This is a genomic window from Streptomyces nojiriensis (genome assembly GCF_017639205.1).
GTDB classification, from domain to species: Bacteria; Actinomycetota; Actinomycetes; order Streptomycetales; family Streptomycetaceae; genus Streptomyces; species Streptomyces nojiriensis.
The window spans coordinates 845,198-864,476 of sequence record NZ_CP071139.1 but is presented as its reverse complement, the minus strand read 5'-3'; the positions used below and the strand labels follow the sequence as shown (position 1 = coordinate 864,476).

General features: G+C 70.0%; 17 protein-coding genes and 3 pseudogenes. 9 read left to right on the top strand and 11 right to left on the bottom strand.

What is annotated here, in order from left to right; genetic code table 11:
• Positions 1-36: 36 nt before the first annotated feature.
• The 3 genes and pseudogenes from JYK04_RS04205 to JYK04_RS04195 form a co-directional block, all read right to left on the bottom strand.
• Positions 37-2,271 (bottom strand): catalase, encoded by a 2,235-nt coding sequence (locus JYK04_RS04205; protein WP_189746675.1) that lies wholly within the window; start codon positions 2,269-2,271, stop codon positions 37-39.
• A gap of 140 nt (positions 2,272-2,411) precedes the next feature.
• Positions 2,412-2,954 (bottom strand): annotated as a pseudogene (locus JYK04_RS04200) (SDR family oxidoreductase); the annotation flags it as partial.
• 116 nt (positions 2,955-3,070) lie between these two features.
• Positions 3,071-3,694 (bottom strand): flavodoxin family protein, encoded by a 624-nt coding sequence (locus tag JYK04_RS04195; protein ID WP_189746674.1) that lies wholly within the window; start codon positions 3,692-3,694, stop codon positions 3,071-3,073.
• 277 nt (positions 3,695-3,971) lie between these two features.
• Between JYK04_RS04195 and JYK04_RS04190 the strand changes: the two genes are divergently transcribed.
• Entirely contained in the window at positions 3,972-4,259 is a 288-nt protein-coding gene (locus JYK04_RS04190) for a plasmid stabilization protein (protein ID WP_189746719.1), read from the top strand.
• Positions 4,260-4,672: 413 nt separating this feature from the next.
• Here the strand turns inward: JYK04_RS04190 and JYK04_RS42330 are convergent, their stop codons facing one another.
• Entirely contained in the window at positions 4,673-4,882 is a 210-nt protein-coding gene (locus tag JYK04_RS42330) for an aromatic acid exporter family protein (RefSeq protein WP_373297522.1), read from the bottom strand.
• A gap of 295 nt (positions 4,883-5,177) precedes the next feature.
• Positions 5,178-5,573: an ATP-binding protein gene (locus JYK04_RS04180; protein ID WP_189746672.1), complete on the bottom strand. Its 396-nt coding sequence runs from the start codon at positions 5,571-5,573 to the stop codon at positions 5,178-5,180.
• A gap of 374 nt (positions 5,574-5,947) precedes the next feature.
• Here JYK04_RS04180 and JYK04_RS04175 point away from each other — a divergent pair, with 374 nt between their 5' ends.
• Positions 5,948-6,142: a hypothetical protein gene (locus JYK04_RS04175; protein WP_189746671.1), complete on the top strand. Its 195-nt coding sequence runs from the start codon at positions 5,948-5,950 to the stop codon at positions 6,140-6,142.
• 214 nt (positions 6,143-6,356) lie between these two features.
• Here the strand turns inward: JYK04_RS04175 and JYK04_RS04170 are convergent, their stop codons facing one another.
• Together JYK04_RS04170 and JYK04_RS04165 are read right to left on the bottom strand one after the other, a co-directional pair.
• Positions 6,357-6,623 (bottom strand): protealysin inhibitor emfourin, encoded by a 267-nt coding sequence (locus JYK04_RS04170; RefSeq protein WP_189746669.1) that lies wholly within the window; start codon positions 6,621-6,623, stop codon positions 6,357-6,359.
• A gap of 1,322 nt (positions 6,624-7,945) precedes the next feature.
• Positions 7,946-8,164 carry a hypothetical protein gene (locus tag JYK04_RS04165; protein ID WP_189746667.1) on the bottom strand — a complete coding sequence of 73 codons (219 nt, stop codon included), beginning with the start codon at positions 8,162-8,164 and terminating at the stop codon, positions 7,946-7,948.
• Between the two features lie 11 nt (positions 8,165-8,175).
• Here JYK04_RS04165 and JYK04_RS04160 point away from each other — a divergent pair, with 11 nt between their 5' ends.
• Together JYK04_RS04160 and JYK04_RS04155 are read left to right on the top strand one after the other, a co-directional pair.
• Entirely contained in the window at positions 8,176-8,454 is a 279-nt protein-coding gene (locus JYK04_RS04160) for a GlsB/YeaQ/YmgE family stress response membrane protein (RefSeq protein ID WP_189746665.1), read from the top strand.
• Positions 8,455-9,025: 571 nt separating this feature from the next.
• Positions 9,026-10,072 (top strand): fatty acid desaturase family protein, encoded by a 1,047-nt coding sequence (locus tag JYK04_RS04155; protein WP_189746664.1) that lies wholly within the window; start codon positions 9,026-9,028, stop codon positions 10,070-10,072.
• A gap of 60 nt (positions 10,073-10,132) precedes the next feature.
• On the opposite strand, the gene JYK04_RS04150 is transcribed toward JYK04_RS04155, so the two are convergent.
• The 3 genes and pseudogenes from JYK04_RS04150 to JYK04_RS04140 all read right to left on the bottom strand — a co-directional run.
• Entirely contained in the window at positions 10,133-10,546 is a 414-nt protein-coding gene (locus JYK04_RS04150; protein WP_189746662.1) for a TraR/DksA family transcriptional regulator, read from the bottom strand.
• Positions 10,547-11,097: 551 nt separating this feature from the next.
• Positions 11,098-11,592, bottom strand: a complete 495-nt coding sequence (locus JYK04_RS04145) for a nucleoside deaminase (RefSeq protein ID WP_229876835.1) — start codon at positions 11,590-11,592, stop codon at positions 11,098-11,100.
• Between the two features lie 266 nt (positions 11,593-11,858).
• Positions 11,859-12,593, bottom strand: a pseudogene (locus tag JYK04_RS04140) (purine-nucleoside phosphorylase); the annotation flags it as partial.
• Positions 12,594-12,628: 35 nt separating this feature from the next.
• Here JYK04_RS04140 and JYK04_RS04135 point away from each other — a divergent pair.
• Positions 12,629-13,027 (top strand): annotated as a pseudogene (locus JYK04_RS04135) (iron-containing redox enzyme family protein); the annotation flags it as partial.
• Between the two features lie 71 nt (positions 13,028-13,098).
• Here JYK04_RS04135 and JYK04_RS04130 read toward each other — a convergent pair.
• Complete coding sequence (locus JYK04_RS04130) at positions 13,099-14,877, bottom strand: SpoIIE family protein phosphatase (protein WP_229876834.1); 1,779 nt, start codon at positions 14,875-14,877, stop codon at positions 13,099-13,101.
• Between the two features lie 373 nt (positions 14,878-15,250).
• Here JYK04_RS04130 and JYK04_RS04125 point away from each other — a divergent pair, with 373 nt between their 5' ends.
• From JYK04_RS04125 to JYK04_RS04110, 4 genes are all read left to right on the top strand, one after another.
• A complete protein-coding gene (locus JYK04_RS04125; RefSeq protein WP_189746658.1) occupies positions 15,251-16,330 on the top strand; it encodes a carboxylate-amine ligase in 1,080 nt (359 codons plus the stop codon).
• Positions 16,331-16,518: 188 nt separating this feature from the next.
• Positions 16,519-16,908 carry a hypothetical protein gene (locus JYK04_RS04120; RefSeq protein ID WP_189746656.1) on the top strand — a complete coding sequence of 130 codons (390 nt, stop codon included), beginning with the start codon at positions 16,519-16,521 and terminating at the stop codon, positions 16,906-16,908.
• 239 nt (positions 16,909-17,147) lie between these two features.
• Positions 17,148-17,600, top strand: coding sequence for an SRPBCC family protein (locus JYK04_RS04115; protein ID WP_189746654.1), 453 nt, complete (start codon positions 17,148-17,150; stop codon positions 17,598-17,600).
• Positions 17,593-19,182 carry a phytoene desaturase family protein gene (locus JYK04_RS04110; RefSeq protein ID WP_189746652.1) on the top strand — a complete coding sequence of 530 codons (1,590 nt, stop codon included), beginning with the start codon at positions 17,593-17,595 and terminating at the stop codon, positions 19,180-19,182. Before JYK04_RS04115 ends, JYK04_RS04110 begins: the two co-directional genes overlap by 8 nt.
• The last annotated feature ends 97 nt before the right edge of the window (positions 19,183-19,279 follow it).

Sequence of the window (19,279 nt, the reverse complement as noted above, 5' to 3'; positions counted from 1 at the left end):
CGTGGCTCGCGGGTGGTGGGCGATAGGCGGACGATCTCAGAGGTTGGCAGGGAAGCGGTCCCATGCGCGGTGCTCGCCCAGCGCCTGCGTCAGCTCCTCCACGAGCGCCGTGCTGGTTTCGCCGGTGGCGATGCCGGGGTCGTCCACTGCGATGCCGCAGGTTTCGAGGAGCTGCTCGGCGCCGTTCCAGCCGCCGATGGCCTTGCCGTGCCGGTACGCCTCGGTGACGAGCAGAAGTACGCGCGGGTCGGGGGCTTCGGGGGGCTGGGCAGTGCCGGCCTTGGCGTCGCGGGCGCCGTACGCGTCCGCGCCGGCCTGGGGCACTCCGGCCAGCAGGACGGCGTCGAATTCGACGGAGCGGGCGGTGGCGAAGGTCCGCTGAACCGTGATCGGGTCGCCGATACCGTCGAGGGTGCCGCCGGTCGGGGCGATGACGAGGGGAACCATTCCGGAGTCCAGGACGGCCTGGCGGGCGGTCCGTACGCCGTCCAGGTCGGAGGCGGCGTCGGCGATGATGCCGATGACGCGGCCATCGGTCGGCCAGGTCCCTCCCATCTGGGAGAGGGCGGGGCTGGGGTCGGGCTCGGCAAGCGGCTCGGTGGCCGCGGGGGCCGGCAGACCGAGGCCGGTGGCGACCTGTTCGCACAGTTCCGTGTCGATGTTCGCGAGGACCTGGAGGGTGCGTTCCTTGATGGCCTGCTCGTAGCACTTGTTCAGTTCGAAGGTGTAGGCCGCGACGATGTGCTCGCGTTCGGGCGGCGTCATGCTCAGCCAGAACAGCCGCGGCTGGGTGAAGTGGTCCGAGAACGAGGCCGGTGCCTCGCGGACCTTGCTCGCCGCCGGAACCTTCACCGGCGTTTCGATGAAGGCGCTCATGTCGGCTCCGGCGAGGAACGGGCAGCCGCCGTCGAGGCTGTTGGGCCGGTAAGGGGCGATGCCGGTGTGGACGGCTGTCTGGTGCATGCCGTCGCGGAGCATGTCGTTGACGGGGGCGTGCGGCCTGTTGATGGGGATCTGGCCGAAGTTGGGTCCGCCGAGTCGGCTGATCTGCGTATCGAGGTAGGAGAAGAGCCGTCCGGCGAGCAGCGGGTCGTCGGTGACGTCGATCCCGGGAACGAGGTGTCCGGGGTGGAAGGCGACCTGCTCCGTTTCGGCGAAGTAGTTCTTGGTGTTGGCGTTCAGGGTCATCAGGCCGATGGGCTGCACAGGTGCGAGCTCCTCCGGGACGATTTTGGTGGGGTCGAGGAGGTCGATGCCCTCGAACGCCTGGTCGGCTGTGTCGGGGAAGGCCTGGATGCCCAGTTCCCATTGCGGGAAGGCGCCGGATTCGATGGCGTCGAAAAGGTCCCGGCGGTGGAAGTCGGGGTCCATGCCATTGATCATCTGTGCTTCCTCCCAGACGAGGGAGTGCACTCCGAGCTTTGGCTTCCAGTGGAACTTCACCAGCACGCTCTCGTCGGCCGCGTTGACCAGGCGGAAGGTGTGGACTCCGAAGCCCTCCATCATCCTGAACGACCGCGGGATGCTGCGGTCGGACATGTTCCAGAGGGTGTGGTGGGTGGCTTCGGTGTGCAGGGAGACGAAGTCCCAGAACGTGTCGTGCGCGCTCTGCGCCTGCGGGATCTCGCGGTCCGGATGGGGCTTGGCGGCGTGGATGACGTCGGGGAACTTGATCGCGTCCTGGATGAAGAACACCGGGATGTTGTTGCCAACCAGGTCGAAGGTGCCTTCCTCGGTGTAGAACTTCGTCGCGAACCCGCGGGTGTCGCGCACGGTGTCGGCCGAACCGCGTGAGCCGAGGACGGTGGAGAACCGTACGAACACGGGTGTCTCCACGCCCTTGGAGAGGAACGCGGCCTTCGACACCTCGCTCGCCGTTCCGTAGCCCTGGAAGACGCCGTGAGCGGCTGCGCCACGCGCGTGGACGACCCGCTCCGGGATCCGCTCGTGGTCGAAGTGGGTTATCTTCTCGCGCAGATGGTGGTCCTGGAGGAGTACCGGTCCGCGTGGCCCGGCCTTGAGGGAGTGATCGTCGTCCGGCAGACGGGTGCCCTGGGCGGTGGTCAGGTACGCACCGCTCTGCGCTCCGCGGGCCTGGTCCGCTCCGGTGGGCTGCCCGGTGGGGCTCACCGTCTCGGGGCCGTCTTGATCCGGCTTCGGGGGCAGCGGCTCCGCCGGCTGGGTGGGCTCGGCTACCGGCGGGGGTACCGGGCCCGGCCGGCCCGGCAGTTCGTTCCTGGCGGCGTCTTCTTCAGGCTGCTGCTTCTTCATGATCGTTCTCCTCATGGGTGCCGACGTCGTGATGGGGTGATGGCCATGCCTGGATCAGGCCCGCCGGCCCTTTCTTCCGACCGTGGATGAATGGGGCCGCTGGAAGCGGGACACGCGCACCTGATTGCTGCGGCCCACCGGAGGGGCGTGCCGCCGGTGGCGTTGACGATTTCCCCGGTGATGTAGCTGGCTTGAGGTGAGGCGAGGAAGACGTGGGCGGGAGCCATCTCGGTCGGCTGGGCCGCTCGGCCCAGGGGCGACTGTTTGCCGAACTCCGTCACGTCGGGCATGGTCGCCGGGATCAACGGCGTCCGGACCGGCCCGGGGGCGACGGCGTTGACGCGGATACCGCGCTCGGCGACCATCTGCGCCAGCCCGTGGGTGAAGGAGATGATCGCCGACTTCGTCATCGCGAAGTCGAGCAGGTGCGGGCTGGGCTGGTAGCCCTGCACCGAAGCGGTGTTGATGATCGATCCGCCCCGCGGGATGTGAGCGAGTGCCGCGCGGGAGAGCCAGAACATCCCGTACAGGTTGGTCTTCATCACCCGGTCGAACTGCTCCGTGGTGATCGCCTCGATCCCGTCGGGCTGGGACATCCGGTACGCGGCGTTGTTGACGAGGGTGTCGATACGCCCCAGCTCGCTCTTCGCGCGGTCGATCAGGGCCTCGCACCGCGCCTCCTGCTCCTGGTCGGGAAACGGCGGGCGCGTGTGGCGCGTAACAGGGTCGGAAACGCCGGGTGCTTTCTGGGACGACATTCGCTTCTCCGGTCTCCGTGGCGCGCAGGGTGAGCTGTGGGTCAGCTCGCCGGGAAGGGAGCGGCCTTGAGGCGGCGGGCGAGATGGGCGGTGTTGGCGGCGAGGGTCTTGGTCGTGGCCGCCGTCTTCTGGGGGGTCTTGTCGAGGTCCTGGTATTCGGTTCCCTGCATGGCTTCGCCGACCCAGTAGGTGACGGCGTTCGGGGCGAGCGAGAAGCCGACGTCGTTCAGGCCCTGGAAGAGATCGGCGCTGACCTTGTGTGCGCCGTCCTCGTTGCCGACGACGCAGACCGCGGCGGCCTTGCCGTACGTGAGCAGGCGGCCTTCGTTGTCGGTCTCGGAGATCTCCGCGTTCAGCCGCTCCAGGACGCGCTGGGCGATGCTGGACGGGTGGCCGAGCCAGATGGGTGTGGAGAGGATCAGGATGTCGCAGCCCAGGATGGTGTCCCGGATCTCCGGCCATGCGTCCCCGTCGCCCATGTCGGTCTTCACGCCGGGCTTTACGTCGTGGTCGGCGATGCGGATGGTCTTCCCGGTCACGCCGTGCTCGGCGAGGGCGGCCATCGTCTGTTCGGCCAGCAGCTGGGAGCCGGACGGCGTGGGGGAGGGGCACAGGGTGCAGACGAGCGCGACAGCGCGGAGCGGGGTGTGATTGTTGGGGTCCATGATGTTCCGGCTACCCGCGCACCCCGCTTTGATGTCGCAAGCAGTCCAATTCATCCCCTTTGGCTCGATCCGCCAGGGTGCGGAGCTCCAGGACGCTGCACCCGTCTGGTCCGTGGTCGAGCGGCATGCCGCTCACGGCGGTGCATGTCCCTCCCCGGTGTCGACGAGATGCGAGGCACGCTGGGTGTGCGCACGATGACCGTGACACGACACCGTCGATGAAGGGTTTCGTCATGCCCCGGGTTCCAGCCCGAAGCGTGAGCGGCAGTACGAGCACATCAAGGAGTCCGGCGAGAAGCGCGCCATGTCCGAGAGCCGGGCGAAGGAGATGGCGTCTCGGACAGTGAACAAGGAACGTGCGCGGTCGGAGGAGAGCAAGACGGCCAGCCGCAGTTCCACGCAGGGCAGGTCGGCCTCACAGCGCGGCGGGCAGAAGTCCGGCAGCGGAGGCGGAGGCTCTTCCGAGCGCACCAAGGACGACCTCTATCACGAGGCCAAGAGGCGCGGCATCGAGGGCCGCTCGACGATGACCAAGCAGCAGCTCAAGAACGCCCTCGGCCACTGATTCGCGTCATGGGCCAGCCAGCCGCCAAACCCGCCCGTCAGCCGGTGGTCAAGGTGTGAGGGCCTGCTCCAGTTGTTGCTTGTTCATGTGGGAACGGCCTTCGACGCCCTGCGCTTTCGCTTCTCGACGTAGCTCCTCCAGGGTCTGATGGGAGGAGCCGTCTCCCGCGCTCCTGCTGCCTCGCTTGGAGGTGGATGCGCGGTGGCTGGAGCCGTTCGTGCCGTTGGGGTGAAGGACGACCTTGCGGCCGTTTTCGATCTCGGCTTCGATGGTGTGGCGGATGCGCTCGCACTCGGCGGACAGCCTGCGCCAGTCGCGGCGCCACAGACGCAGCCGATCACGGTCGGGATCCTCCGCTTCGAGGGTGTCGGCGAGGTCGTTGAGGCGCCGGATCCTGCCGATGCAGAGCGCGATCAGGGTGAGGAAGCCGAACGTCCAGCCGTGGATGCCGGCGACGGCCGCCGGGGTGCGAGCGTGGCTCCCGCTGTCATCGCCAGCACGTACTGGAGGCAGTCGCGAACCGAGCGGTACACGGTCGCCTGGAGTGACACCAGCGCGGTGAACGGCGCGAACGTCGCAACCGACGGCGACAGCAGGTAGCGGGCCAGCACCCACGCCGCCATCGCCGCGATCACGGTCTTGGCACCGAGCAGTACCTCGTCACGCTCGCTCCCGGCTCCCGGCTCCCCGCACAGCGCGGCGTAGATAGTCGGCCCGCTCTGTGGCCGCCGACCGGATCCTTCGCGGCGCAGCCACCCATCTGGGCAGGATCGACCACCTCCGACATCCGTCTGCCCCGCCGACCTGCGCTCAATGCTCGGTCCACGTCTCAAGGGACCCTTCGCGGAGTCTCGGAGTGAACTCGGGCCCCTTCTGGTCGTGCTCGATGTCGGCGCGATCTTGTGCGACCTCCCAGGTCTACCAAGGGGAGTGGGCGATGATGGTTTTGCCGCCCTCGGGGGTGGGCTCGATGTGGACGTGGGTGGTGAGATTGTTGATCAGCAGCCATCCCCAGCCGCCGGTTCCGTCCGTGTGGGGCGGCCGGGGCTGGGGCCGGCAGGGGCTGGTGTCGGTGACACAGATCTCGAGGTGATCTCCGTGCAGCTCCAGGTGGAGGGCGCAGGGTCCCCCGGTGTAGCGGAGGGCGTTGCTGACGAGCTCGGTGACGACCAGGAGGACACTGTCGGCGTTCGAGGGGTGGGCAGGGGGTCTGACCTGGGCGGCGCGGTGGAGGAAGGCACGAGCGGCGTCGCGTGCGGCTGTCGCGGGCTGACCCGTGCGGGGCACCGGCTGATTGAGGACGGGTGCGCCCATTGAGACCTCCTTCCGCTGGTGGACTTACACAGCGCCTGCCCTCTCTACGGCGAAAGACCCGCTCTGTCCCCACCCAGTCGGTTCCGTGGAGAACATTGCAGTGGGCCTCCGCCAATTTGAAGTCGCAGATCAAAGGGCTGGTGTGACTGGCTCTCGGGGTGCTCACGCTGGTCGTGGGCGGCAGCCTGAGGAGTAGATCGTCCGTCAGTCGATGCAGGTCGATGCCACCGTTGGCTTCGGGTAAGGACACGGGGCTCCGGGTTGCCATGGCTGACACCTGGGGCAGGCCTGCCCGGGCCGGCGGCGACGGCAGGACAGAGCCCCGGCCGGGTGACTACCGGCCCGGCCGGGGCTCTGCGTGCGTGGGGTACCGCTTGCGCGCAGACGCCCTCGTCGCGCTCGCGCTCGCCCTGGAGCGGGTCTTCCTCGCGGCGCCGCCTGTTCTCGTCGGGGCGCTGGCCGCCGCTGGAGGGAGTGCCGGGCTCGGGGTGGGCCGGGTCCTGACCGGGTCGCTGCGGGCGCTGCTGCTCCTGCGGCCCTTGCCCGGCTCCTGGCGCTTGTCCTGTTGACGGTCCATGACGGCGACTCCCTTGATGCGTGCGGGGAGGGCGGTCTCGCGAGGGAGGGCGTGCCGGTGACGGGCAGGGCGGCAAGGTTCGAGCGCTCGGGTCCCAGCGTGTGGGCACAGGGCGGGGTGAGTGGGAAGCCCCTGCCGGACCCGATGGGTCCGGCAGGGGCCGGTGGCTGCGTGAGAGGTCGCTGAACGCTCTCTCGGGCGGATGGTCAGGCTGCAGCGGCCAGAACGGTGTCGATCAGCTGCCGCTGGTCCTCGGTGAGGTACGGATCCTGTAACTCCACCAGCTTGCTGTCGACGTGGATGACGTAGCTGAAGCCGTCCGGAACGGGGTCCTGCCCCGCAGGGATCTCACCGCTGAGTGCGCGCTCAGCCAGCTGCTCCAGCTCGGGCCCGTCCGCGCGGCACTCCGTTTCGAGCGAGGCAGTCTGCTCCCGGCCCGCAAATCCGCCGGTGCGTGTGACGGTGATCAGCATGGTGAAACCTCCTTGAACAGAGCACCGCTTGGTCGGGCGTTCGGCAGGAGCCGGGCTCGTAGGCGGTGCATGGCTGTCGTCAGCCTTCGTCTGCCCGCAATTGCCGCGCACACGGCCTTTCCGCGTCCTTCGAGCGGAAGATGTCCTGAACACGGCTCTGCCATACGTTGGGTGCTCGTCCGAGCAAGCGGGTGTGGCTGCGAAGCGGAAGGCGCAGAAGCAGAGCGGCACAGGCTGCGGGCCCGCTGCGTGAAATGTGCGCGTCCAGCCAACCCAGCGGAAGACAGCAGGTCAGGTTGTGGCCAAGCGGCCGAAGCCGTCCGAGCCCTCGCAGGGTGAGGGGCCCAGCCGGTTCAAGAAGGGCCGAGCAACACGGCTGGCCTCCGGACGTGGACGAGACCAAGCAGCAGCACAATCCAAGCGCCCACCGCTCCTTCCACGCGGAGGAATACGCCCCTGCCAAGGGGCCCGGTCGTACCGTGTCCAAGGAAGAAGCGGGCAATCCCCACGGACGGCCTTCCAGGAGCACGGGCAAGCGCGGGAGGAACAGAAGAACGCTCCCGGCGCGCCCCAGTGGAATCAAGGACGCCTCCGCCACCACCGGTGTCGACCCCCAGGACCCTCCCGGTACCCGCAGGGCCTGATCCAGTGCCTTCCTCAGAGCCTCGCCGCACTTGATCGTCGGCGCCCGCGTCATCGGCGACTCTCGGCGCCCGGGCATGTGGCTGATACTGCCTGCCCTCGCACATGGTGACGCACGGCGCACGTTGTTGGGGGTGGCCCCGGCCGCTTCCCGGCGCCGGCGGGCGGTACGGCGGCGAGTCCGGAACGCTCCCGCTGCATCCGTGGCCGGTGCCGTTCGGACCGCCGTGGTGTCGCTCAGCTCTGCCGTGGTCCCCCGGGCGCAGGAGGGTCGTCGGCGAAGAGGATGAGGAGCCCCTCGATGTCGCGGCCTGCCTCGGCAGGGTGGCGGAACGTCGCTCCGGGGTCGATGCGGTAGTGGTTGCGGCGTCCGTTGCGTACCCGGGTGAGGTATCTCGACGGTCCGCTCGGTGAGTACGCACGTCTCGACGACCTCCCGCAGGCGTACTTCGGGGTCGCGGGCGAGAGCGAGCAGGAACGTCCACGACCCGCCGGACCACCGCGCCACCCTCCTCGTGGACCTGGAGCGGGTGACCTTCTGCGACTGCGCCGGCCTCAACACCCTCCTCACCGCCCGCCACGCGGCGGTGCGGGCCTCGCGCGGGCCGTGGCCGGGGTCGTCGCCGCCATCAGCGTGCCCACAGCCCACTGGACTGCCCGATCGGACGGCACCAGCGGAGTCAATGCTCTTGGGAATTCAGGGCAAGGCAGCCTTGTGGCGAACCATGCGTGCCCAGGCCGAAACCGACGAGCGCCTCTCCGTAGAGGATCTGGACGCCCTGTTGGAACGCGCCGAGCAGCCAGAGCCCGATCCTGCCTCGAGCGAGCATCAGGTCCGGACGTTTGGAAACCTCGAAGCGGTCAAGACGAGCGTTGTCACCGGCTCCGTTCACCGACATAGGAGAAGCGCATGGGCATCATTGCTTGGATCTTGATCGGGCTTCTCGCGGGCTTCATAGCGAAGGCGCTGATGCCGGGCAAGGACCCGGGCGGCGTCATCATCACGATGCTCATCGGCATCGCGGGCGGCCTGCTCGGCGGCTGGCTCGGCAAGGTCATCTTCGGTGTCGATTCCATCGACGGCTTCTTCGACCTCTCCACCTGGATCGCCGCGATCATCGGTTCCGTCATCCTCCTCGCCGTCTACCGACTGGTGACCGGCAACCGGCGTCACCACCGCCACGCCTGAGCGACCGGCCCCCGATGGACCGCTCCCCCTCCTCCCCGAGGGCGGAGCCGTTCCACTGTCTACACCCGCACACCGGGCTGCGGCGTGGCCACCACGCGGCGGGCGCGCCGGCCCGAGGGATCGACAACGGGCCGCCGTACTCATCGGCCGCCTCGGCGTGCCCGAGCACACAGATCCGGCAGCGGCAATACCAGCGCAAGCGAGCGGACCAGCGGACCTGATGGCCGCCGTTTCTGGCCCGCAGCGCGGCCGGCTGCGGCAGTCGGCAGCACCCCAGCCGCCACACGACGCCCCGCTCGCATGCCGCCGCCTCCTCCCTCCCGCGGTCGAATCCATTGCGGCGGGACATGCACGTGTCCAGCCGATGAATCGCGCTGGCGGCGATTGTCGGCAAGCGCCACAGACGGAGCCGGTAGCGGGGCGGGCGGGCCGAGGCGTACGTCAATTCCGCTATCCCGGGTATGCGCAGTACGGGGAGTACCACCCGCATGCTGGGTGGGGTCCCGGGCAGGGCATTCCGCCCGTGCCCGTCGTTCCGCCGTCTCACGGACATTGGAAAGTGTTTCTGATCATGAACTTCTCCCAGACGGTGCGTCCCCCTCCCGCAAGGGCGGATTCGGGAAGCGACTTCGCCTGTCTTTCCCGGAAGATCCAGGAGGCCGGGCTCATGGCCCGGCGCCCCGGGTACTACGCACTGCGCATGGCGGCCGTGACGGCCCTGTACGCCGCCGGATGGACGGCCTTCGTCCTGATCGGCGACAGCTGGTGGACGCTACCGGCGGCCGCCTTCCTCGCCTTCGTGTTCGGGCAGGTGGCCCTGCTCGCGCACGACCTCGCCCACCGGCAGGTCTTCAGGCTGCGCAAGGCCAGCGAGGTGTCCGGGCGCCTCGCCGGCAACCTCGGCATCGGCATGGGGTACGGCTGGTGGCAGGACAAGCACACCCGCCACCACGCCAACCCCAACCACGAGGACCTCGATCCCGACCTCGACCCGGACATCCTCGTCTGGACGCAGGACCAGGCCCGCGCAGCCAGGGGACTGCCGCGGCTGCTCGGCCGCTCGCAGGCGTTCCTCTTCTTCCCGCTGCTCACGCTGGAGGGGTTCAACCTGCACGTGTCCGGGGTGCGGTCGCTGTTCGACCGCTCGCTCAAGCACCGCGTGTGGGAGGGGGCCCTGCTCGCCGCGCACCTCGCCGCCTACCTCGGCGTGCTGTTCCTGGTGCTGCCGCCCGGCAAGGCGGTCGTCTTTCTCCTCGTCCACCAGTGCCTCTTCGGCATCTATCTGGGATCGATCTTCGCCCCGAACCACAAGGGCATGCCGATCCTGCGCGGCGCCGAGCGGCCCGACTTCCTGAGGCGCCAGGTCCTGACCTCCCGCGACGTGAGAGGAGGCCGGTTCACCGACATCGTCCTGGGCGGTCTCAACTACCAGATCGAGCACCACCTCTTTCCGAGCATGCCCAGCCCGCACCTGCGCAGGGCCCAGACCATCGTCCGCGGGTACTGCCAGGAGCTCGGGGTCAGCTACCTGGAGACCAGCCTGGTCAACTCCTACCGGCAGACCCTCGCCAGCCTCCACGCGGCGGGATCCCCCCTCAGAACGCCGCGGGCCACCTGACGCCACGACCACCGGCGGCCCGCGGGAGGCCGACCGACGGGACGCGGGACACCATCCGCCTCAGTCGGGGCGCGGCGGCCGGCGCGGGACGGACCGGGCGCAGCGGACACAGGTGGTCGCCGCCGGACGGATCTCCAGGCGCTCGGGCGGAATCGCCCCGCCGCAGTCTTCGCACTGCCCGTACTCGCCCCGCTCGAGCCGCTCCAGCGCGAGGTCCAGCTCTTCCAGGTGCTCGCGCGCACGCGCCATCAGCGCGGCCACGTGGGCCCGCTCGAAGGCGGTGCTGGCCCCCTCGGGGTCGTGCTCGTCGTCGACCGCGACCAAGGCGTTCGCAGCGACGATTCCATCGAAGTCGCGACCCAGCGCGGCCGTCCGAGCCAGGGTGTCGGTGCGGTCGGCCGCGAGGCGTGCGCGAGCGGTCGCGAAGGCGGCCGCGCCGTGCTCGTCATGGCCGGACTGGAATGCATCGCCCATGAGTGCCACAACGCCGGCCCGCGGTCCCCGATTCCCCCGGTAGAACACCGCGGCGAAGGCAGAGCAGGCCAAGGTCGAACTGGAAGACTGCCGACCACTTGACCGGCAACGAGGGGACGACCGCCGAGGTGCGGTTTCGGGGCGCGGCCGTGTCGCCGCCTGTGGCGCCCGCATTGACCGAGCATGAACACCACGATCAGGCACATGATGGTTGCGATGGTGCCGGCGTGCAGATCGGGCAATCCCGCGAGGGCGCCGATCCCCGTGGTGGCCGAGCGCGGCTTCCCCCAGCTCGAGGCGCGGGTGGTTTTGCCTACCCCCGGCCCGGCCCGTCAGTGGGGTTCAAACAAAACATTGAGGAACTCGGGTTTGCAGGGCGGTGCGGGCGGAGCCCGAGGAGGCCTCCACCGTGGTGGGGGCCTCCGCACCTGAGTAACTGATGGGCTCAATCCGTCTGGTGGGGCACTCGCTGGCGGTTTCGGTTCACCCGATCGTGTTCGGCAAGCGCGTGTAGGCCCCGCTCGGAGTTGGCGGGGCGCCACCTGGCGTGTCTATCCCCAGTAGCCGAGGTGCACTGCGGCAGCCTCTTGGTACAGGTACGGCCCCGATACCTCGACGGTGTTCCCGCCGGCCTCGAAGATCTGGCGGCAGGGGAGATCGAGCAGTGGCTCTTCGGGGTCCACTCCGGCGAGGACATTCAGCTCGGTGGCCGCGAGCGCGTAGACGACCCGCCGGATGCCGCTCCAGTAGATCGCGCCCGAGCACATCGCGCACGGCTCGGTGCTGGTGTACAGCGTGGCCTCGGCGAGCTGGTCCGGCGTCATCGTGCGTGACGCCTCCCGGACCAGGTTCGTCTCTGCGTGCCCGGTGGCATCGTGCTCCGTGATCACGGTGTTCTCGGCGGTGAGCAGGACGTTCCCGGCCGCGTCGGTGAGCAGCGCGCCGAACGGATGGTTGCCGTGCTGGCGTGCGCGGGCCGCAAGGTCGATGGCCGCGAGGAGGTGAGTCCGGGCTTGATCGGTCGGCATGTTCGAAGCTGGTCGCATGACGTGCTCCTCATGGGGGATGGGGTGAAGGTGGCCGGCGGGGCCGGCGGGGGCCGGCCGCGGGGTGTCGCTCGCGGTCGGCCCGGCATCGGTGATCACGTTGTGTTGTGGGTTCATGGTTCGGGCCCGTGTCGGCGCGCTACTCAGTCTGGCGGTATCGGATCGCGGCGGGCCGGCCGACGGCGGGTTCGGAGGATTGGTGGGAGCTGTCGTCCAGGCGCCGGCGACGGCTCCCACCGGCCGCCTACTGTCCGGTGACCCGGTCCGCCCATGCGCGAGGCCGAGTCGCGGCCGGCCCGCAGGACCTCTGCGTGGTCGAGGGGCCCGGCGCTCATCCCGGCGGCCAGATTGGTGACCAGAGAAGGTCCGAGTACCTCGGCGCCGGCCGCGCGGGCGGCGATCGCCTCCAAAGTGGTGGACATGCCGACCAGATCCGTGCCGAGGGTGCGCAGCATGCGAATTTCGGCCGGGGTCTCGTACTGCGGGCCGCGCCACTGCGCGTGTACGCCCTCGGTCAGCGTCGGGTCGATCCGTCGGCACAGTTCGCGCAGTCGGCGCGAGTACAGGTCGGTCAGATCCACGAAGTCGGCGCCGTGCAGCGGGGAGGCGGCGGTCATGTTGAGGTGGTCGCTGATCAGCACGGCCTGGCCGGGGCGCGTGCCTGTGCGCAGTCCCCCGCAGCTGTTGGTCAGCACCACGGTGTGGCAGCCGGCGGCCACCGCGGTGCGCACGCCGTGTGCGACCGCGTCTGTGCCCCGTCCCCCGTAGAGGTGGGTGCGGCCGAGGAAGACCAGGGCGCGGCAGTCGCCGACCGGAACGGAGAGGATCCGGCCGGCGTGCCCGGTGACTGCGGACGGCGCGAAGCCGGGGACGTCGGTGAACGCGAGGTCATGCGTGGGGGTGCCGAGCGCGGCTGCGTGCTCGGCCGCGGCGGTGCGTTCCAGTATGCCGTCCGTCGACATCACCAGCCGGTCACCGGGCCGCAGGTCCAGCAACTGCACTTGGTAGGTGTTGGCGTGGGAGGGCTGGAGGCTGACTGGGCCCCACGTACGGCCGCTACCTGGGCCGGTCGTGGGCGCCGCTGCTCGCGACCGTGAACCTGAAGTCTCTCTTCGGGCTGCACCGGACCATGTGCGGAGCGCTCGTCGGCCACTCCGCGTGCGTGGAGGTCACCTCCTCACCGGGCTCCCGCCGCCCGGCCAAGGCCATGCGGCGCTGCGGGGCGGGGCCGGCCGCCGAGCACGTCGAGGCCGACGCCGTCCACGAGCAGGTCGTCCGCCACGAAGTCATCGGCGGCCTGCTCGCCGACGAACCGGACCTCGAAGAGGACATCGCGTTCGGCTGCGCGGCGACCGTCCTGCTCGAAGACCGTCTCGCGAGCCACATCCGCGAAGCCTGGGACCGCGAACGCAGCGCACTGCACACGCCCCTGCCCGGGCACTGGCGGCGCACGAACCATCAGCTGAGGAGATCGGACGGGCGCCCTGGGAGGCCGTTTCCACACCGTTATCGCTGCGCGATGACGGGAGTACGCACGGCAAGAAGGACGACGTCGTCCTCAGGTGACGGGTCCGCCAGCCGGTTGCTGATCCGGTGGAGCAGGTCGTCCAGCGGGCGGTCCCCGTGGCGGGCGAGCAGGGCGACGAGTTGAGCGACGGTGGCGTGCATGTCGTGACGGCGGCGCTCGACGAGCCCGTCGGTGTAGAGCAGGAGCGTCGAGCCTGGCAAGAGCCGGCGTTGGTGCTCCGTGCGGTTGTAAGGACCGAGCGACCGGTGGAACAGTATGTCGTGCTCCACCAGTTGGGCCACATGCCCGTCGGGAGTGCGGATCAGGGGCGGCGGGTGGCCGGCGTTGGACCAGGTCAGCGTCCAATCGGGGCTGTCGTCGGCAGGATCGAGGCGTGCGTGGACCAGCGTGCCGCCGGCCTCGATGGGCAGGACCGAGCACGCCGCGTCGAGGGCGGTCAGCGCAGTGGCCGGGCTGTACGGCGGGTGGTCGAGAGTGGCCTGCCGCAGCATGCTGCGGATCTGGCCCATGATCGTAGCGGCGTGCATGTCGTGCCCGGTGATGTCGCCCACCGTGACCATGAGTGCTGTGCGCTCTCCGTCGGAGGCGGAGACACGAGGCAGGTGATAGGCGTCGTACCAGTCCCCGCCGATCATGTGGTCGTCCGCGGCCGGCTGGTACAGGGCGCTGATCTCGACGTGGTCGGTGAGGGGGAGGTCGGTGAGCATGGCGGCCTGGAGCTCCCGGGCGACGGAGATCCGCTCGTCCAGGTACAGGGCGCGCTCCACCGCCTGAGCGATGTAGCCGGACGCGGCGGTGAGGGTGGCGCGCTCCGTGACGCCCACCTCGTGCCGCTTGTCCCAGCAGATCGCCAGGACACCCAAGAGGACGCGGCTTCCCCAAAGGGGCAGGCACAGCACCGTGGTGAAACCCATGCGGTCGAAGAACCCGACCGCCTCTGGGCTGTAGTCGGCGACCATTGCCTCCCGGTCAGGAACGAACACCATGCGCCGCTCACGCATGGCCTGGGTACTCGGGAACGCCGCATCGGCAGGCAGGGTGAGGACCTCGCGTTCCACCGCGTGAGCGATGTCGGGGTCGGGGACCCGGTGCAGTTCGTCTTCGCCGGCGACCAGCAGTCCCACGTAGCTGGGCTTGCCGACGCCGACGAACAGGTCCCGCAGCCTGCGCCGGACGTCCTCCAGCCCGGACGTCTGCGCCAGCTCCTCCGACGCCCTCAGCAGCAGCTCGGCGTGGTCCATGCCGGCCTGGGCTTCCTGTTCCAGGCGCTGCGCGTCGTTTCGGGCGCGGTCGGCGGCGGCCCGTGCGGTCTCCAGCACTTCCTGTGCGGACCGGCTCTGCGCCGACAGGATGCGCAGGCACAGCTCGGCGGAGCAGGCCGCGGCCAGATCCTCCAGGTCGCGGAGCTCGCCCTCGTTCCAGGTACGGGGCTCGTGGTCGATGGCGCACAGGGAGCCCAGGACGAGCCCGTCCCCGTCGGTGAGGGGCATCCCGGCATACGCCACGATCGCGAGATCTTCGATGGCCGGGTTGGTGCGCAGACGGTCGTCGGCGCGGGCATCGGGCACGACGAGGGGCTGCCCGGAGACGACCACGTACCGGCAGAGCGAGTGCGACACGGGCAATGCCCTGCGCCCCGCCCAGGGCTCCGGCAGACCGAACAGTCCGGGCAGGATCTCTTGGTTCTCCTCGACCAGCGAAACGAAGGCCACTGGCACGGTGAGCGCCCGTGATACAAGCCGGGCGAACCGATCCATCCCGTTATCTGAGGCAGCCGAAAGTCCGGCCCATCGCAACGCCTGCGGCTGGGTGCCGCTGATCGGGTCTGCTTCGGATTCCCGGCTCTGCTCCGGCATCTGACCTCCGGTCCTGCTCGCCCCGAGGCCCTCAACGGCATCGTAGAACAGCCGGGGTTTCCGGTCGCGCCATTGACGTGCTGTCGGGTGCGGGGAAGGCGCTCCTGGACCGACTGGCGGCCGATCGAAGGGGTAGACGCGAGGCAGTGCAGGTGAGCCGACTGCGGCCTGCTCCGGCCCGTTCGACGAAGGGTTCCATATGTGTGCCACGGTGATGGTCCCGGTACGCGGCATCGGACAGTCGAAGGCCGTGCTACCGCGGGGAGCCCATCGGATGACGGTGGGCGTCGAGGAGGAATTCCTGCTCGTGGACCGGCGTACGGGCATGCCCGTGGCGCGGGGCCCTCGTGTCCTGGAAGCCGCGGTCCCGGTCCTGGGCGGACAGGCGCAGAAGGAGTTCTTCGGCGCACAGGTCGAGGTCTGCACCCGTCCCACGCCGAGTCTGTCCGCGCTGCGGGCCGAACTGGCGCTGCTGCGGAAGGTGGTGGGGGAGGCGGCGGCCGGCGAGGAGTGCCTGCTCGTCGCCACCGGTACTCCCGCCGTCCCGCCGGGGCGTCCGCTGACGGTGACCCCCGGCGAGCGCTACGAACGGATGGCCGCCAGGTGCTCGTCTCTGGTGGGTGGGTACGACGGGATGGTGTGTGGCTGCCACATCCACGTCGGAGTGGCGGGGCACGCCCAGGCCAACCACATGCGGCCCTGGCTGCCGACGCTCCAGGCGATAGCCGCCGACTCGCCGTTCTCCCTGGGGCGGGACAGCGGCTGGGCGAGTCACCGCTCGGTCGAGTATGCACGGTGGCCGGGCGTCGGTCCCGCGCCCCTGCTCGACGAGGCCGGCTATGAACGCCTCGCCGACCACCTGGTCCGCAGCGGCACCCTGCTGGACCGCCGGATGATCTACTGGCACGCCCGGCCGTCCGAGCACGTACCGACACTGGAGATCCGCGTCTGCGACGTGAACGCAGACCTTGACGTGGTCGTACTGCTCACCGCCCTGGTACGAGGCCTGGCCACCTCACTCGTGTCCGACATCGGCAACGGACAGCCACCCCCGGACCTTCGAGATCCACGTCTCCACGCTGCCCACGCTCTCGCAGCCCGTCGCGGGCTGACCGGCGAGGGCCTCGATCCCGCCGGGGGAGAGTACGTACCGGCCCTGATACTGGCGGAGAGGTTGCTGGCACGCGCGGAGCCCGGGCTGGCTGCGACCGGAGACCTGGACCTTGCGGAGGAGTTGTTCGACCGGGTGCGGCGCTCCGGCGGCGGAGCCGCCCGGCAGCGCGCCGCCCATCTACGCCGGGGGCGCCTGACCGACGTGGTGAGCGAGCTGGCGCGCACGACAGCTGCCTCCTGACCTGGCCCGTCGTGCCGAGCAGGGGCCGATCAGCCATGGGTCTGGCACGTGGCCGGGTTTCCGCTGCCTGTGCCGTGTGCGGAGTCGACGCGACCGCTTCGGTGGACGGTGGGACGATGAGAAGGCCAACGGTAGACGCGCTGGAACCGATGCGCGCGCCTCTCCCATTCAGACAGCAGGCCAGGCCAATGACGAAGCAGCCGAAGCCGTCCCAGCCCGCCCACGGCAAGGGCCCGAGTCGCCACGAGGGCACCAAGCAGCACGGCTGGTCGCCGGACGTGGACGAGACCCGTCAGCAGGACAACCCGAGTGCCCATCGTTCCTTCCACCCGGACGAGTACGCCCCGGACAAGGGTCCCGGCCGGACGGTTTCCAAGGAAGAGGCCGGAAACCCCCACGGCAAACCGGTGAAGAGCAGGGGAGCACGCGGGGAGGACCAGAGCAAGGGATCTGAGGCGAAGGGCATGCACGACCTGGGCCCCCGGGGCCGGTCGCAGCGTCCCAGCGGAGCGAAGGACGCTTCCGCCTCCACAGGAGTGGACCCCCAGGACCCGCCCGGCAAGCGCAGCGGCGGATAGCAGGGCCGGGACACGGCCGAAAGAAAGAGGCGCCGAGAGGCGGAGGTCAGTGCCGCGGCCCGGCGTGTCTGACCATGAGGGCCGGTGGGGCACCTGACGTGCCATGCCCACTGATCCGGGTCGCGCCCGGCCGCCGCCCCAAAGACCGCCGACCGAGGGGCGAGCGTGCACAGCCGGTGCACTGTCCGGCTCGCGCAGTCCCGGCACACTGTCCGTTTCCCGGCAGGAGGACTTCTCTCATGGCCGTCCGCAACCAGCTGATCCATCGGCCTCCGCAGGCGGTGTGGGCGGTGCTCGCCGATCCGACCTCGTACGGGGAGTGGGTGGTGGGCCCGTCCGAGTCCACGCCGCTCGATCAGGCCTGGCCGGAGGTCGGATCCCGGCTGCGCTACACCGTGCGGCTGGGTCCCTGGTCGACCGAGGGGGTGACCACGGTTCGACACCGGGAGCCCGGCAGGGAGTTGGAGTTGGAAGCGTCGTTCAAGGCACTGGGCACCGCGAGGATCTTCCTCCAGCTCCGGCCGTGGGGCGAGGAGACCCTGGTCGTCTGCGACGAGCACCCGCTGCGCGGCGTGGGCGGAACCCTCCACAACCCCGCGATCGAAGCGCTGCTCCAGCTTCGGCACCGGGGGATGCTGGCCCGCCTGGCCAGGATCGTGGAAAAGGATCACGCAAGGGTCCCCCATGCCTGACGCGGCGGTGATCGGCGCGGGCCCCAACGGGCTGGTTGCCGCGAACCTCCTGGCCGACGCCGGCTGGAGCGTGGAGGTGCTGGAGGCGCAGCCGGAACCTGGAGGGGCCGTGCGCAGCGACCGAGGCGTCCACCCCGACTACGTCTCGGACCTCTTCAGCGCGTTCTACCCCTTGGCCGCCGCCTCCCCGGTCCTTGCACGACTCGACCTCGCGGCCGAGGGCCTGCGGTGGAGCCACGCCCCGTCCGTACTGGCCCACCCGCTGAGAGACGGCAGGTGCGCTGTACTGGAGCGCCGCGTGGAAGAGACCTCGGCCGGGCTGGCAGGTTTTGCGGCAGCTGACGGGGACGCCTGGCTGGACATGTTCAAGGTGTGGAGCCGGGTCGGCCCCGACCTGGTACGAGCCCTGTTCACCCCGTTCCCTCCGCTCCGGTCCGGCATCCGGCTCGCGGCGAAACTGCGGGTTGCCGGTGGACTCCGGCTGGCCCGGAACCTCGCCCTGCCGGTGCGTCGCCTAGGTGAGGAGGAGTTCGCCGGAGAAGGCGGCCGGCTCTTGCTGGCCGGGAACGCCCTGCATGCCGACCTGGCCCCCGAGGCTGTGGGTAGCGGCGGATTCGGCTGGCTGATGTCGATGCTCGGACAGAGCCACGGCTTCCCGGTGCCCGTCGGCGGCGCCGGCGCCCTGACCGCGGCGCTCGTGAGCAGGCTCAGGCACCGCGGGGGCGTCCTGCGTTGCGGGGAGCGCGTCGCGTCCGTCGTCGTACGCGGTGGCACGGCGGTCGGTGTCAGGACTGCGGGCGGGGAGACCGTCAGCGCGCGGCGGGCCGTACTGGCCGACACGTCAGCACCCGCCCTGTACCGGGACCTCGTCGGAGCGGAACACCTCCCGTCCCGCCTCCTGCGGGACCTGGAACGCTTCCAGTGGGACTTCGCGACGTTCAAGGTCGACTGGGCACTGACCGGCTCGGTGCCGTGGACGGCGCCGCAGGCCGCCGGGGCGGGGACCGTCCACGTGGCCGACGGCGTCGACGGCCTGACCCGGTTCGCCGCGCAGATCGCCATGGGGCAGGTCCCCGACGAACCCTTCGCGCTGTTCGGCCAGATGACCACGGCAGACCCCAGCCGCTCACCGGCGGGCACGGAATCGGCGTGGGCCTACACGCACCTCCCGCAGCACATCGCTTCCGACTCCGGCCCCGACGGCATCACCGGCCGTTGGGACGCCCGCGAACAGGAGGCCATGGCCGACCGCATCGAGGCCCAGGTGGAACGCTTCGCGCCCGGCTTCCGTGAACTGGTCGGCGCCCGCAGGATCCTCGCCCCCACGACCCTCCAGGCGCTGGACGAGAACCTCCACAACGGCGCCATCAACAACGGCACCACGGCTCTTCACCAACAGGCGATCTTCCGCCCCACTCCCGGCACCGGCCGGCCCGAGACACCCGTGAAGGGCCTCTACCTCGCCTCCGCGGCCGCCCACCCCGGCGGCGGCGTCCACGGCGCCCCGGGTGCGAACGCCGCCCGGGCTGCCCTACGAGCCCACGGACTCCACAGCCTCCTCCACCGCGCCCAACGGATCTGAACGGCCGTCCCAGGCCGCTCCAGTCTGAGCAGACCGTCGGCGTCAATCTCGTGCCAACTGCCGAGAGACTCGGTGCGTCAAGGTCGTTCACGCGCTC